This is a genomic window from Streptococcus sp. CCH8-C6 (genome assembly GCF_001557225.1).
Lineage (GTDB): Bacteria > Bacillota > Bacilli > Lactobacillales > Streptococcaceae > Streptococcus > Streptococcus sanguinis_C.
This window is the reverse complement of sequence record NZ_LSJN01000064.1, coordinates 85,360-98,044: the sequence shown is the minus strand read 5'-3', so window position 1 is coordinate 98,044 and position 12,685 is coordinate 85,360. Positions and strand designations below refer to the sequence as shown.

At 42.9% G+C, this 12,685-nt stretch carries 14 protein-coding genes; 1 reads left to right on the top strand and 13 read right to left on the bottom strand.

The genetic code is table 11. From position 1 onward, the window contains the following. Positions 1–4: 4 nt before the first annotated feature. The 11 genes from AX677_RS06920 to AX677_RS06870 form a co-directional block, all read right to left on the bottom strand. Positions 5–1,372, bottom strand: a complete 1,368-nt coding sequence (locus AX677_RS06920) for an acetyl-CoA carboxylase biotin carboxylase subunit (protein WP_060976615.1) — start codon at positions 1,370–1,372, stop codon at positions 5–7. Positions 1,373–1,390: 18 nt separating this feature from the next. Beyond that, positions 1,391–1,813 (bottom strand): 3-hydroxyacyl-ACP dehydratase FabZ, encoded by a 423-nt coding sequence (gene fabZ / locus AX677_RS06915; protein ID WP_002896886.1) that lies wholly within the window; start codon positions 1,811–1,813, stop codon positions 1,391–1,393. Beyond that, positions 1,810–2,298: an acetyl-CoA carboxylase biotin carboxyl carrier protein gene (accB, locus tag AX677_RS06910; RefSeq protein WP_060976614.1), complete on the bottom strand. Its 489-nt coding sequence runs from the start codon at positions 2,296–2,298 to the stop codon at positions 1,810–1,812. Before accB ends, fabZ begins: the two co-directional genes overlap by 4 nt. A gap of 6 nt (positions 2,299–2,304) precedes the next feature. Then, complete coding sequence (gene fabF, locus AX677_RS06905; RefSeq protein WP_060976613.1) at positions 2,305–3,537, bottom strand: beta-ketoacyl-ACP synthase II; 1,233 nt, start codon at positions 3,535–3,537, stop codon at positions 2,305–2,307. Between the two features lie 64 nt (positions 3,538–3,601). Next, complete coding sequence (gene fabG, locus AX677_RS06900; RefSeq protein ID WP_002893608.1) at positions 3,602–4,336, bottom strand: 3-oxoacyl-[acyl-carrier-protein] reductase; 735 nt, start codon at positions 4,334–4,336, stop codon at positions 3,602–3,604. 12 nt (positions 4,337–4,348) lie between these two features. Then, the gene (gene fabD, locus AX677_RS06895; RefSeq protein WP_002922212.1) at positions 4,349–5,269 is read right to left on the bottom strand and encodes an ACP S-malonyltransferase; all 921 of its coding nucleotides are present in this window, start codon (positions 5,267–5,269) and stop codon (positions 4,349–4,351) included. After that, on the bottom strand, positions 5,262–6,236 hold the full coding sequence (gene fabK / locus AX677_RS06890; protein ID WP_002893610.1) for an enoyl-[acyl-carrier-protein] reductase FabK: 975 nt from the start codon (positions 6,234–6,236) through the stop codon (positions 5,262–5,264). Before fabK ends, fabD begins: the two co-directional genes overlap by 8 nt. Positions 6,237–6,372: 136 nt before the next feature. After that, a complete protein-coding gene (locus AX677_RS06885) occupies positions 6,373–6,597 on the bottom strand; it encodes an acyl carrier protein (protein WP_002893611.1) in 225 nt (74 codons plus the stop codon). 55 nt (positions 6,598–6,652) lie between these two features. Beyond that, complete coding sequence (locus AX677_RS06880) at positions 6,653–7,627, bottom strand: beta-ketoacyl-ACP synthase III (RefSeq protein ID WP_060976612.1); 975 nt, start codon at positions 7,625–7,627, stop codon at positions 6,653–6,655. Further along, positions 7,627–8,061 carry a MarR family winged helix-turn-helix transcriptional regulator gene (locus tag AX677_RS06875; RefSeq protein ID WP_002901186.1) on the bottom strand — a complete coding sequence of 145 codons (435 nt, stop codon included), beginning with the start codon at positions 8,059–8,061 and terminating at the stop codon, positions 7,627–7,629. The genes AX677_RS06880 and AX677_RS06875 overlap by 1 nt, the downstream gene beginning before the upstream one ends. Before the next feature lie 141 nt (positions 8,062–8,202). Next, a complete protein-coding gene (locus AX677_RS06870) occupies positions 8,203–8,994 on the bottom strand; it encodes an enoyl-CoA hydratase (RefSeq protein ID WP_060976611.1) in 792 nt (263 codons plus the stop codon). A 250-nt stretch (positions 8,995–9,244) separates the two neighbouring features. Between AX677_RS06870 and AX677_RS06865 the strand changes: the two genes are divergently transcribed. Next, positions 9,245–10,606, top strand: coding sequence for an aspartate kinase (locus AX677_RS06865; protein ID WP_060976610.1), 1,362 nt, complete (start codon positions 9,245–9,247; stop codon positions 10,604–10,606). 72 nt (positions 10,607–10,678) lie between these two features. Here the strand turns inward: AX677_RS06865 and AX677_RS06860 are convergent, their stop codons facing one another. Both AX677_RS06860 and AX677_RS06855 read right to left on the bottom strand, forming a co-directional pair. Continuing rightward, entirely contained in the window at positions 10,679–11,605 is a 927-nt protein-coding gene (locus AX677_RS06860; protein ID WP_060976609.1) for an ATP-binding cassette domain-containing protein, read from the bottom strand. Between the two features lie 10 nt (positions 11,606–11,615). Continuing rightward, entirely contained in the window at positions 11,616–12,683 is a 1,068-nt protein-coding gene (locus AX677_RS06855) for an ABC transporter ATP-binding protein (protein WP_002898856.1), read from the bottom strand. Positions 12,684–12,685 lie beyond the last annotated feature (2 nt).

Below are 12,685 nucleotides of genomic sequence, written 5' to 3'. Positions count from 1 at the left end.
TCATCTATTGTTTCTCTTGATAAGCCGGAAGGAACTTCTCCATGAGAAAGGCTGTGTCATAATCACCAGCAATTACATTAGGATCTGAGATTAAGTCCAGTTGGAAGCCGCTGTTGGTCACAACACCGTCAATTTCTAGTTCATAGAGTGCACGCTGCATCTTCATCAAAGCATCAAAGCGATTTTCCCCATGAACAATTATCTTCGCAATCATGCTATCGTAGTAAGGGGGGATGGTGTAGCCAGGATAGACGGCTGAATCCACGCGCAGCCCCACTCCACCGCTTGGCAGATAAACATTTGAAATCTTACCTGGACTCGGCGCAAAGTTAAAGGCTGGATTTTCAGCATTGATCCGACACTCAATCGCATGCCCTCGGATTTCAACATCATCCTGGCCGAAGGACAGCTCTTGACCGTTTGCGATCTTAATTTGCTCTTTTACAATATCCACACCGGTAACAAACTCGGTGACTGGATGCTCAACCTGCACCCGAGTGTTCATCTCCATAAAGTAGAATTCACCCTTGGCCTCATCGAGAAGAAACTCAATTGTACCAGCATTTTCATAGCCGACAGACTGAGCAGCCCGAACAGCTGCTTCACCAATCTGCTGACGCAAGGTTTTCCCAATCGCCACAGATGGACTTTCTTCAAGCACTTTTTGATTATTACGCTGCAAAGAGCAATCCCGCTCGCCCAAGTGAACCACATGCCCCTGCTGATCTGCCAAGATCTGCACTTCAATATGGCGCGCTGGATAGATGACTCGCTCCATATACATGGCACCATTCCCAAAGGCTGCTTTGGCTTCGCTAGATGCAGACTCAAAGGCCGCTACTAAATCCTCAGCCTTTTCAACCTTACGAATGCCCTTGCCGCCGCCGCCAGCAGAAGCTTTAAGCATGACTGGATAACCAATCTTTTCGGCGACTTCCAAAGCTTCTTCTGAGGTATGAACTTCTCCATCAGAACCTGGGATAACTGGCACTTTCGCCTTAATCATCTGAGCCCGAGCATTAATCTTGTCCCCCATCATGTCCATAACAGCACCTGAAGGCCCAATAAACTTAATGCCAACCTCTTCGCACATGGTCGCAAATTTAGAGTTTTCGCTCAAAAAACCAAAACCAGGATGAATGGCTTCTGCACCTGTCAGAACAGCAGCAGACAGGACTGCGTTCATATTTAGATAAGAATCAGTGGACTTGGCTGGACCGATACAGACTGCCTCATCAGCCAGTAAGGTATGGAGTGCTTCCTTGTCAGCTGTTGAATAAACAGCTACCGTATCAATTCCCAACTCGCGAGCTGCACGAATAATTCTGACCGCAATTTCCCCACGGTTAGCAATTAAAATTTTACGAAACATGGTGAAAGCTCCTTTTATCTACTGGCCAATCGCAAAGGTCAAGGTACCGCTGGCTGCAAGTTTTCCATCAACTTCTGCTTTCGCCTCTACAACCGCAATCGTTCCGCGGCGCTTGACAAACTTAGCTGTCATAATCAGCTGATCACCTGGTACAACTTGCTTCTTGAACTTAACCTTGTCCATGCCAGCATAGAAGACCAGTTTGCCCTTATTTTCTTCTTTGGACAATTCCAGCACGCCGGCTGTTTGAGCTAGAGCTTCCATGATCAAGACACCTGGCATAACAGGATATTGAGGGAAATGCCCGTTAAAGAAAGGCTCATTGACTGTCACATTTTTCAGAGCAACAATCTCATCTTCGCTAACTTCCAAAACACGATCCACCAAAAGCATTGGGTAGCGATGAGGAAGTGCTTCTTTTATTGCATTGATATCAATCATTTGATGCGTACCAGCCCTTTCCCAAATTCAACCATTTCTTCATTCTGAACTAGAATTTCTGTAACTAGACCATCTTTAGGTGCTGGAACTTCATTCATGACCTTCATTGCTTCAATAATCATCAGGGTTTGACCTTTTTTAACTTGGTCTCCAACTGATACAAACGGCGGCTTGTCTGGACCAGCTGCTAAGTAAGCCACACCAACCAAAGGGCTTTCCACAACATCACCTTCAGCAGCAGGTGCCGGAGCTTCTGAAGCTGTTTCTGGCTCTACAGACGGAGCTGCTTGAGGAGTTGGCTCAATCACAGGCGCACTCGCAGCCTGCAAAGGTGCAGCAATTGGAGCTGAACTTGCTGTTGGAACTGCAGCCTGACCTTCATTCTTACTAAAAGTCAGCTCATCGCTCTGATTTTTGTAAGAAAACTCACGCAGACTAGACTTGTCAAACTGCGCCATTAAATCTTTAATTTCGTTGATATTCATAGGTTTTTAAGCCTCCCAGCGTTTAAAGGCAAGAACTGCATTGTGGCCGCCAAAGCCAAATGTATTGGAAATCGCATAAGGGATTTCCTGTTCCTTACCTTGACCGTAAATAACGTTGGCTTCAATATAGTCTGGCAGCTCTCTTGTACCAGCTGTTTTTGGCACATAGCTATGACGCATTGCTTCAATCGTCGCAATAGCCTCAACCGCGCCCGCTGCACCGAGCAGATGTCCTGTAAAGGATTTAGTAGAAGACACCGCTACATCTTTACCAAAGACAGAAACAATGGCTCCGCTTTCGCCTTTTTCGTTAGCAGGAGTTGATGTACCATGAGCATTGACATAAGCTACATCTTTCGGCTCAATTTCAGCTTCTTCAACCGCCTGTTTAATCGCCTTGATAGCGCCCAAACCTTCTGGATGCGGAGAAGTCATATGGTAAGCGTCACAAGTATGACCGTATCCTACCACCTCAGCCAAGATAGTCGCTCCGCGCTTCTCAGCATGTTCCAAGCTTTCCAGAACCAGCATACCAGAACCTTCACCCATGACAAAGCCATTGCGGTCCTTGTCAAACGGAATAGAAGCACGCTTAGGATCTTCTGTGGTAGAAAGAGCAGTCAGAGCTTGGAAACCAGCAATCGCAAATGGTGTAATAGAAGCTTCTGAACCACCAACCAGCATCACATCTTGATAGCCAAATTTAATTGAGCGGAAAGCTTCACCAATCGCATCGTTTGCTGAGGCACAGGCCGTATTGACAGACTTACAGATACCATTGGCTCCAAAGCGCATCGCTACATTTCCTGCCCCCATATTTGGCAGGGCTTTTGGCAAGGTCAAAGGTTTGATACGTTTAGGACCTTTTTCATGCAAGCGAACAACCTGCTCTTCAATTTCCTGAATCCCACCGATACCTGAGGCAACGATGACACCAAAGCGATCCTTATCCAACGCATCTACATCTAAGTGAGCATTGTTGACCGCTTCTTGAGAAGCATAAATCGCATAAAGTGTGTAATTATCATAACGATTGGTATCCTTTTTGACAAAGTATTTATCAAAAGGGAAATCCTGAATTTCCGCCGCATTGTGAACACTGTATTCACTATGATCAAATTTAGTAATTGGACCGATTCCAATATTGCCTTCTTTTAAATTATTCCAGAATTCTTCTGGAGTATTCCCGATAGGTGAAGTTAAACCGTATCCTGTTACAACAACTCGATTAAGTTTCATATTGAGCTCCTTTATTTAGATGAATCAACTGATTTTCTACTCGTTAATATTTAAAAACTGTGACTTACTGCATAGTAAAGCCGCCATCAATCGTGATGACTTGACCCGTCAGATATTCTTGACCCGCCAAGAAGAGAGCAACATCTGCTACTTCTTCCGGAGTACCAAAACGCTTCATCGGAATGAGCGCCAGAGACGCTTCCTTAATTTTTTCTGGGAGCACATCTGTCATATCAGATGCGATAAAGCCAGGGGCAATGCAGTTCACACGGATATTACGCGCTGCCACTTCACGGGCTACTGACTTAGAAAAACCAATCAGACCGGCCTTGGAAGCTGCATAGTTTGCCTGACCGATATTTCCAGCTAAACCAACGACACTCGATAGGTTGATAATAGCACCCTGACGAGCTTTTGTCATCGGTTTCAGGACTGATTGTGTCATATTGAATGTTCCAGTCAAGTTCACTTTCAGCACCTGCTCAAAATCTTCTTCCGTCATTTTCAGCATGAGCTTATCACGGGTAATACCAGCATTATTGACCAATACATCAACAGACCCCAGAGCCGCAACAGCTTCTTCCACTATCCGCTGAGCATCCGCAGATTTAGACACATCCCCAATAACAGCTACGACTTTACCAGAATAGCCGGCAAATTCAGCCAAAATATCATCAGAAATCCCGCTTAGTCCGTTTAAGATAACATTGGCTCCGACACTGGCAAATTTATGCGCAATTGCCAGCCCAATCCCACGAGCGGACCCTGTAATTAACACATTCTTGTTTTGTAATTCCATGATGATTCCTCATTATTTTTCTAGAAGAGCATTCAAACTTTCTACATCTTCAACTTGGCGTACATCTGCAGATTTATCAATTTTCTTAATAAAACCAGACAGAACTTTGCCAGGACCGATTTCGATAAATTCAGTCACACCAGCTTTCTGCATTGTAGCAATGCTGTCATAAAAGCGCACTGGCTCCATTACCTGACGAGTCAAAAGCTCTTTGACTCTTTCTTTTTCCATCACAGTTGCTTCAGTATTTCCGACTAATGGCCGTACAAAATCTGAAAACTCAACTGTTTCCAAGACTTCTGCCAATCGTTCGCTGGCTGGCTTTAAAAGCGCTGTATGGAAAGGTCCGGATACATTGAGAGGAATTAAGCGCTTGACGCCTGCATCTTTCAAAAGCTCCACAGCCTTATCCACTGCTGCCACTTCTCCTCCGATAACAATCTGACTAGGCGTATTATAGTTGGCCGGTGAGACTACACCAATAGCACTTGCTTCTTGACAGACCGCTTCAATGAGAGAAACCTCTGCATTTAAAACAGCGACCATTTTTCCAGAGCCAGCTGGAGCAGCCTCTTCCATGAAGCTACCGCGCTTAGCAACCAAGGCCACTGCCGTCTTAAAATCAAGGGCGCCCGCAGCCACCAAAGCAGAATATTCTCCAAGCGAGAGACCTGCTACCATATCAGGCTCGATTCCCTTATCAGCCAAGAGCCGATAAATAGCTACTGAAGTTGTTAAAATAGCCGGTTGCGTGTAGCGAGTTTGATTGAGCTTTTCTTCATCTTGATCGATCAAAGCTCGGACATCATAGCCTAGAACTTGGCTAGCTTCATCAAAAGTTGACCGCACAAGCTCATACTGATCATAAAGCTCACGCCCCATTCCAAGGTACTGCGCTCCCTGACCGGCAAAGAGAAAGGCTCTTTTAGTCATTTCTAGTTACTCCTGCCCAACGTTTTGCTTCCTGCTGAATCTTCTCAGCAGCACCATAGTAGATATCTTTGAGGATCTCTTCGACTGTCTCTTCCTTACTGATTAAACCAGCAATTTGACCAGACATGACGGAACCATTTTCCACATCTCCGCGAACAACCGCATTGGCCAAAGCACCAGCTCCAAGATTTTCAAAAACAGTCAAATCTGGATTTTCTTGCTTGAAGGCTTCTTTTTCTGCCTTTTCGAAATCACGCGTCAGCTTATTCTTGATAGCACGAACCGCATGACCAAAATGCTGGGCAGAGATAGTCGTATCAATATCGCGAGCCTTCAAAATCATATTCTTGTAGTTCTGATGAGCATTAGATTCCTTAGCAACGACAAAGCGAGTTCCGACCTGAACGGCCTCTGCTCCCAGCATAAAGCCAGCTGCAGCACCAGAACCGTCTGCAATACCACCTGCAGCAATAACCGGAATGCTAACTGCTTCTGCAACCTGACGAACCAAGGACATGGTAGTCAATTTCCCGATGTGGCCACCGGCTTCCATACCTTCTGCAATGACCGCATCCGCACCGATTTTTTCCATCCGCTTAGCCAAGGCCACACTTGGAACTACAGGGATAACTGTAATTCCCGCTTCATGGAAACGAGCCATGTGCTTGCTTGGATTACCCGCACCAGTGGTTACTACTTTTACTCCCTCTTCAATGACGAGATCCACAATGTCGTCCGCAAAAGGAGACAGGAGCATGATGTTAACCCCGAAAGGACGGTCTGTTAAAGACTTAATCTTGTCAATATTAGCCTTTACCACTTCCTTAGGTGCATTTCCGCCACCGATGATACCAAGACCGCCAGCTTTTGAAACTGCGCCAGCCAAGTCACCGTCAGCAACCCAGGCCATTCCGCCTTGGAAAATAGGATAATCAATGTTCAATAATTCTGTAATACGTGTTTGCATAATACCTTCCTTTTATCATTGCTTAAGTAATAGCTTGATCTCAAACTACCACACGCTAGATGTATTTTCTTTACTTTGACAGTCAAACTATTACCTAAACAAGAGAGAATATCTTTCGATACTCTCAGTTACTTGCTTATTTAGTTTTTTCTTCTACATAAGCAACCAAATCACCAACTGTGTTCAAACCTTCTTCAGTTTCGATTTGGATGTCAAATGCATCTTCAATTTCTGAAATCACTTGGAACAAGTCCAATGAATCTGCTTCAAGATCATCGAAAGTTGACTCAAGAGTAACTTCTGATGGCTCTTTGCCAAGTTCTTCAACGATAATTTCTTGTACTTTTTCAAATACTGCCATGGATAGACTCCTTTAAAAATAAAATATTTTTTATCATGTGTTTCCACTTGATTAACTAAATTGTAACAATAAGCGTGCCCCATGTCAAACCTCCACCAAAACCTGACATCAAAATTGTCTGATTTCCGTTCAGTTTGATTAGTCCTTGCTCCACACACTCAGATAATAAAATCGGGATGCTAGCTGCACTAGTATTACCATATTCCATCATATTGGCTGGAAGCTTCTCCCGCGCAACACCAAGCTTCTTAGCCATTTTATCCAAAATACGGATATTGGCCTGATGCAACAACAGAAAATCCAAATCTTCCGCTAAAAGCTGACTGCTTTCAATGGTTTCTTTGATAGAACGAGCAACATCACGAATAGCAAAATCAAAAATAGCTCGACCGTCCATTGTCAGATAAGGCTGATTCTCACCCTTTTCAGAAAAAGGTGAAGACAAACCAATTTTTCCGCAGGTCAGACTATCTCCGCGAGATCCGTCCGTAAACTGACTTTCTGCCAAAAAATGCTGTTCTGAAGCACTTTCCAACAGGACACCGCCAGCGCCATCTCCAAAGAGAACAGCCGTTGAACGATCCGACCAATCTACAGTCTTAGAGAGCGTCTCACTTCCTATAACCAGACCTTTTTGATAACGACCTGAAGAAATTAATTTTTCTCCAGTCGATAAGGCGAAGATAAAACCACTGCAGGCCGCTGTCAGATCAAAGGCAAAGGCATTGTTAGCACCGATGTTGGCCTGTACTCTCGCAGCCGTTGAAGGCATTAAAGAATCAGGTGTAATGGTAGCAACAATGATAAAATCTAGGTCTTGAGCAGAAATTCCCGACTTTTGCAGCAAATTCTCTGCTACTTTTGTCGCTAAATCACTGGTCGTTTCATCTGACGATAAATGGCGTTTTTTAATCCCAGTTCGACTTGAAATCCACTCATCACTGGTATCCATAATCTCTGCTAGATCATCATTACTGACAACCTGACGGGGAGCATAATGAGCCGCTTGGCTAATCTTAGCATAGTTCATTATTTCAAATCCTCTAGGAAACTATATAAATTTTGCAGGCCCTTTTGCATCACTTGTCTCTCTTCTGGACTCATCCCATCCACTACCTGCATGACCATACGGTTGTGGAATCGCTTGTGAAGACGATACAAAAGCCGCCCATTCTTTGTCAAATTCAGATGCACCACACGACGGTCAACTTCCGACCGACGCCGCTCAATATAACCCTTACGCTCCAGATTATTCAAACTGGTCGTAACAGTTCCCAAAGTAACCATCAGTTCTCGTGATATATCACTTGGAGTAGCATTTGGCGTTGTGCCAATGACATCTATCGTATGCATTTCCTTAATGGAGACGTCGTTGAAGCGACTGCTTCTTAGGCTCGATTCTTCAATAACCAAGACATTATTGAAAATAGACGTTAAGTAATCATTTACTAACTGAAAATTCAAAACCAACCCTCCTTAAGAAAATACTTTGACAATCAAATTTTATCAGATAGAAAAGTAATTTGCAAGCTTTTTTGAAAATTAATTTGATTTTCAAATATTTTCGTAAACAACTTGCAAATTAAGCAACCTTGAACCAATATATTATTTACCTGTGAAATTTGGACGACGCTTCTCAGAGTGTGCCCGAACTCCCTCTTTGAAATCTTCTGTGAAAGCCAGCGATTTCTGTAGTTCCAACTCTAGCTCTGCATACTCAGACCAGCCACTGAACAGACTCTTCCAAACCATTTCTTTCATTGCTCTGTAAGAATTTAGAGAGCCACGTTTCAGCTTCTTCAGCAACTGTTCCGTTGTTTTTTCCAACTTTTCTGCTTCACAGACTTTATAAAGCAAGCCGTAATCCAGAGCTTTCTCTGCAGTCAGAGCTTCCCCAGTCATAACCAGATGGGTCGCACGAGTCACCCCGATAGCACGAGTCAGTAAGTAAAGACCGCCAGCATCTGGCGCCAGACCAACCCCAACAAAGGCCTGAATGAAGCGGGATTTTTCAGTGGCAATACAGAAATCTGCTGCAACGACCATATTAGCAGCCGCACCAGCAACTGGGCCATCAACACTCATGATGACAGGCTTAGGAAGACGTTTCATAGCAAAAGAAATATCGTTCACCAGTTCTGCGATTTTCACCAAGGATTGGACATCATCATCACTGACAGCTCTCTGCATCTCAGCCAAATCCCCGCCCACTGAAAAAACCTTACCATTTGCATTGATAACTAAAAATTTGACGGACTCATCCTTAGCAGCAAGTTCAATAGCCTCTATAATTTCCTCACACATAGGGATATTAAAGCCATTTGAAACTTCAGGACGATTAAAAGTAATCGTTGCCACCTCATCTGCTACATGATAGAGAATTCCATTAAATGTCATTTCAGCTCCATTCCCGACCCAATCTCAAATCAGTCGTTTTATTTTATTCTTAAATAATTTGATGTTCAAATTATATACAACTTATATTTTATCATAAAATATAAAAGAAAGGAAATAAAAAATGGGAAAAATTAGATGGTCTTCAAATTTGAAGTGTGAAAGTAATAATTTGGATAAAAATAGTATAAAAACAGCGTTTGAATAATTTTCAGAATTTTGTTATAATTTTTAAAATAAGATAGGAGAACCAATGAAAGTTGTAAAATTTGGTGGAAGTTCACTGGCTTCTGCGACTCAATTAGAAAAAGTTTTGAATATCGTCAAATCTGATCCTGAACGTCGATTTGTTGTAGTATCAGCGCCAGGAAAACGCCATGATGACGATATCAAAGTAACTGATGCTCTGATTAAATATTACCGAGAGTACATAGCAGGAAATGATGTCACACCAAACCAACAGTGGATTATCAATCGCTATGCAGATATGGTGGCAGAACTAGGTTTGAAACCAAAAGTTCTGGAGAAAATTTCCAAAAGTATCACAAGCCTTGCAACTTTGCCAATTGAAGATAATGCATTTCTTTATGATACTTTTCTTGCTGCAGGAGAAAACAACAATGCCAAATTAATTGCAGCTTATTTCAGTCAAAATGGTGTTCCAGCTAGCTACGTGCATCCGAGAGAAGCAGGACTCGTCGTTTCCAGTGAGCCTGGCAATGCAAGAATTCTTCCTTCCAGCTATGATAAAATTGAAGAACTTAATAATTCTGATGAAGTTCTAGTTATCCCTGGTTTCTTTGGTGTTACACAAGATGGCCAAATCTGTACTTTCTCCCGTGGTGGTTCTGATATTACAGGTTCTATCATTGCTGCGGGTGTCAAAGCAGACATTTATGAAAACTTTACTGATGTTGATGGCATCTTTGCTGCCCATCCCGGCATTGTCCACAAACCGCATTCCATTCCCGAGCTAACCTATCGTGAAATGCGTGAATTGGCCTACGCTGGCTTTACTGTTCTCCATGACGAGGCTCTGCTTCCAGCATACCGCGGCAAAATTCCTTTAGTTATTAAAAATACTAATAATCCTGAACATCCTGGAACTCAAATTGTTCATAAACACAGTAAGGACCACCTCCCGGTCGTTGGAATTGCTGGAGATGCAGGATTTGTCAGCATTAACATGTCCAAGTACCTGATGAATAGAGAAATCGGCTTTGGTAGACGCGTCCTTCAAATTCTCGAAGACCTGAATATTGGTTGGGAGCACATGCCTACAGGAATTGATGACCTTTCCATTATCTTGCGCGAGCGCGAACTAACTCCTATCAAAGAGGAAGAGATCCTTCGCCAGCTTGTCCAAAAAGCAGAGGTTGATCATGCAGAAATCGAACACAACCTTTCCATTATCATGATTGTCGGCGAAAAAATGAAAAGTCATATTGGTGTAACTGCCACTGCAACCAAAGCTCTTTCAGAAAATAACATCAACATTCAAATGATGTCCCAAGGCTCAAGCGAAGTATCCATCATGTTTGTTGTTGAAAAAAATCAAGAAAAAGCTGCCATTCGTGCACTTTACAGTGCATTTTTCGAAGACAAATCTCAATGATCCCATTCGAATAATACAAGTATATTTAACCTTAATCAATAAAAAAGAAAAGCCTAAAGAGGCTTTTCTTTTTTATTGTTTTGCTTTCTTATACTTTTCGAGTTCAGCTTTATTAGCCCAGACATAATGTCCCGGACGAATCTCTGCCATTTCTGGTTTATCAACAGAATAATCGTGCTGGTCAGGATCATAGACCTTCAACACTTTCTTGCGCTCTAAGATTGGGTCTGGTATTGGAACAGCCGAGAGCAAGGATTGTGTATAGGGGTGGACAGGATGGTTGAACAATTCCTCTGTCTCAGCCACTTCTACAATGACACCTTTGTAAATCACGGCGATACGATCAGAAATAAAACGAACTACCGAAAGGTCATGGGCAATAAAAAGATATGTCAAACCCAACTCTTTTTGGAATTTTTTCAAAAGATTCAAGACCTGAGCCCGAACAGATACATCCAAGGCTGAAATCGGCTCATCAGCAATCACAAAGTCTGGTTGCATGACCAAAGCACGAGCAATCCCAATCCGCTGACGCTGTCCACCAGAGAATTCGTGAGGATAGCGAGTTAAATGCTCGGCCAACAAACCGACTTCATTGATGATATCTTTGACTTTTCTTTGACGGTCTTCTTCACTATCAAACAAATGGTAATTATAAAGACCCTCAGATATGATATAGTCAACTGTTGCACGTTCATTCAGGCTAGCTGCTGGGTCTTGGAAAATCATCTGAATCTTGCGAATCAAGTCCGCTTCTTCTGCTTTTGACTTTTTACCATTAATCTTTTTGCCTTCGTAGAAGATATCACCTGAACTGGTATCATTAAGGCCGATAATAGCTCGACCAATAGTAGTCTTACCAGAGCCTGATTCTCCTACAAGAGAGAAAGTTTCTCCCTTGTTAATGAAGAAATTTGCGTTTTTTACTGCTACAAATTTCTTACTTCCTTCGCCGAAGGAAATTTCTAAATCTTTAATTTCAACTAATTTTTCAGTCATTTCCTTCCTCCTAAGCTTCTAATTGATTGAAGCCCATTTTTGAACGAATTTTTTCATGTAGATTTTCGATAATCTCTGGTTTATCAACCTTAGGCGCATCTTCGTGTAGCAACCAAGTCTTTGCCCAATGAGTATCTGAAACATTGAAAGCCGGTGCTTCTTCTTCAAAGTCAATTGACATGGCATAGTCAGAACGCAAAGCAAAGGCATCCCCTTTGATTGGTGAATAAAGTGACGGCGGAGTTCCAGGAATCGAGTAAAGAGCACCATTTGCATCTGCCAACTGAGGCAAGCTGGATAGCAAGCTCCATGTATAAGGATGTTTTGGCTCATAGAAGATTTCTTCAACTGTACCGTATTCTACAATCTCACCGGCATACATGACCGCAACCTTATCTGCAATACTAGCCACAACACCAAGGTCGTGCGTAATAAAGATGGTTGTGAAATGATATTCTTGCTGCAAGGATTTGAGCAAGTCAATGATTTGCGCTTGAATTGTTACATCGAGGGCCGTTGTCGGCTCATCACAGATAAGAATATCAGGGCGGCAAGCCAAGGCAATAGCAATAACAATCCGCTGACGCATACCACCTGAGTATTGGAAAGGATATTCTTCGAAACGTTTTTCCGCATCTGGAATCCCGACCTTACTCATGTAATCAATGGCCATTTTTTTAGCCTCTTTGGCTGATTTTCCTTGGTGCTTGATAATGACTTCTGTAATCTGGCTTCCAATCGTATTAATGGGATCCAAGCTCGTCATCGGATCTTGGAAGATAGTCGCAATTTTTGCACCGCGAATCGGCTCCCAATCCTTATTACTCCGAAGAGTTGTCAAATCTTTACCGCGGTAGTCAATGGTTCCTTTAGCTACACGGCCGTTTTCTTCTAACATACCCGTAAAGGTCTTGGTTAAGACAGACTTACCTGAACCAGATTCACCAACAATAGCCAGTACTTCACCTTCAATCAAGTCCAGAGAGACTCCGCGAATGGCTGTTAAAACTCGGTCGCGAACATCAAATTCCACGACAATATCGCGAGCAGTCAATATTACATTTTCATTCTTTGTCATAT

Bases quoted from the DNA above. Each gene is read 5' to 3' on its own strand.
- AX677_RS06920 (WP_060976615.1), bottom strand. From the start codon at position 1,372: ATGTTTCGTAAAATTTTAATTGCTAACCGTGGGGAAATTGCGGTCAGA.
- fabZ (WP_002896886.1), bottom strand. From the start codon at position 1,813: ATGATTGATATCAATGCAATAAAAGAAGCACTTCCTCATCGCTACCCA.
- accB (WP_060976614.1), bottom strand. From the start codon at position 2,298: ATGAATATCAACGAAATTAAAGATTTAATGGCGCAGTTTGACAAGTCT.
- fabF (WP_060976613.1), bottom strand. From the start codon at position 3,537: ATGAAACTTAATCGAGTTGTTGTAACAGGATACGGTTTAACTTCACCT.
- fabG (WP_002893608.1), bottom strand. From the start codon at position 4,336: ATGGAATTACAAAACAAGAATGTGTTAATTACAGGGTCCGCTCGTGGG.
- fabD (WP_002922212.1), bottom strand. From the start codon at position 5,269: ATGACTAAAAGAGCCTTTCTCTTTGCCGGTCAGGGAGCGCAGTACCTT.
- fabK (WP_002893610.1), bottom strand. From the start codon at position 6,236: ATGCAAACACGTATTACAGAATTATTGAACATTGATTATCCTATTTTC.
- AX677_RS06885 (WP_002893611.1), bottom strand. From the start codon at position 6,597: ATGGCAGTATTTGAAAAAGTACAAGAAATTATCGTTGAAGAACTTGGC.
- AX677_RS06880 (WP_060976612.1), bottom strand. From the start codon at position 7,627: ATGAACTATGCTAAGATTAGCCAAGCGGCTCATTATGCTCCCCGTCAG.
- AX677_RS06870 (WP_060976611.1), bottom strand. From the start codon at position 8,994: ATGACATTTAATGGAATTCTCTATCATGTAGCAGATGAGGTGGCAACG.
- AX677_RS06865 (WP_060976610.1), top strand. From the start codon at position 9,245: ATGAAAGTTGTAAAATTTGGTGGAAGTTCACTGGCTTCTGCGACTCAA.
- AX677_RS06860 (WP_060976609.1), bottom strand. From the start codon at position 11,605: ATGACTGAAAAATTAGTTGAAATTAAAGATTTAGAAATTTCCTTCGGC.
- AX677_RS06855 (WP_002898856.1), bottom strand. From the start codon at position 12,683: ATGACAAAGAATGAAAATGTAATATTGACTGCTCGCGATATTGTCGTG.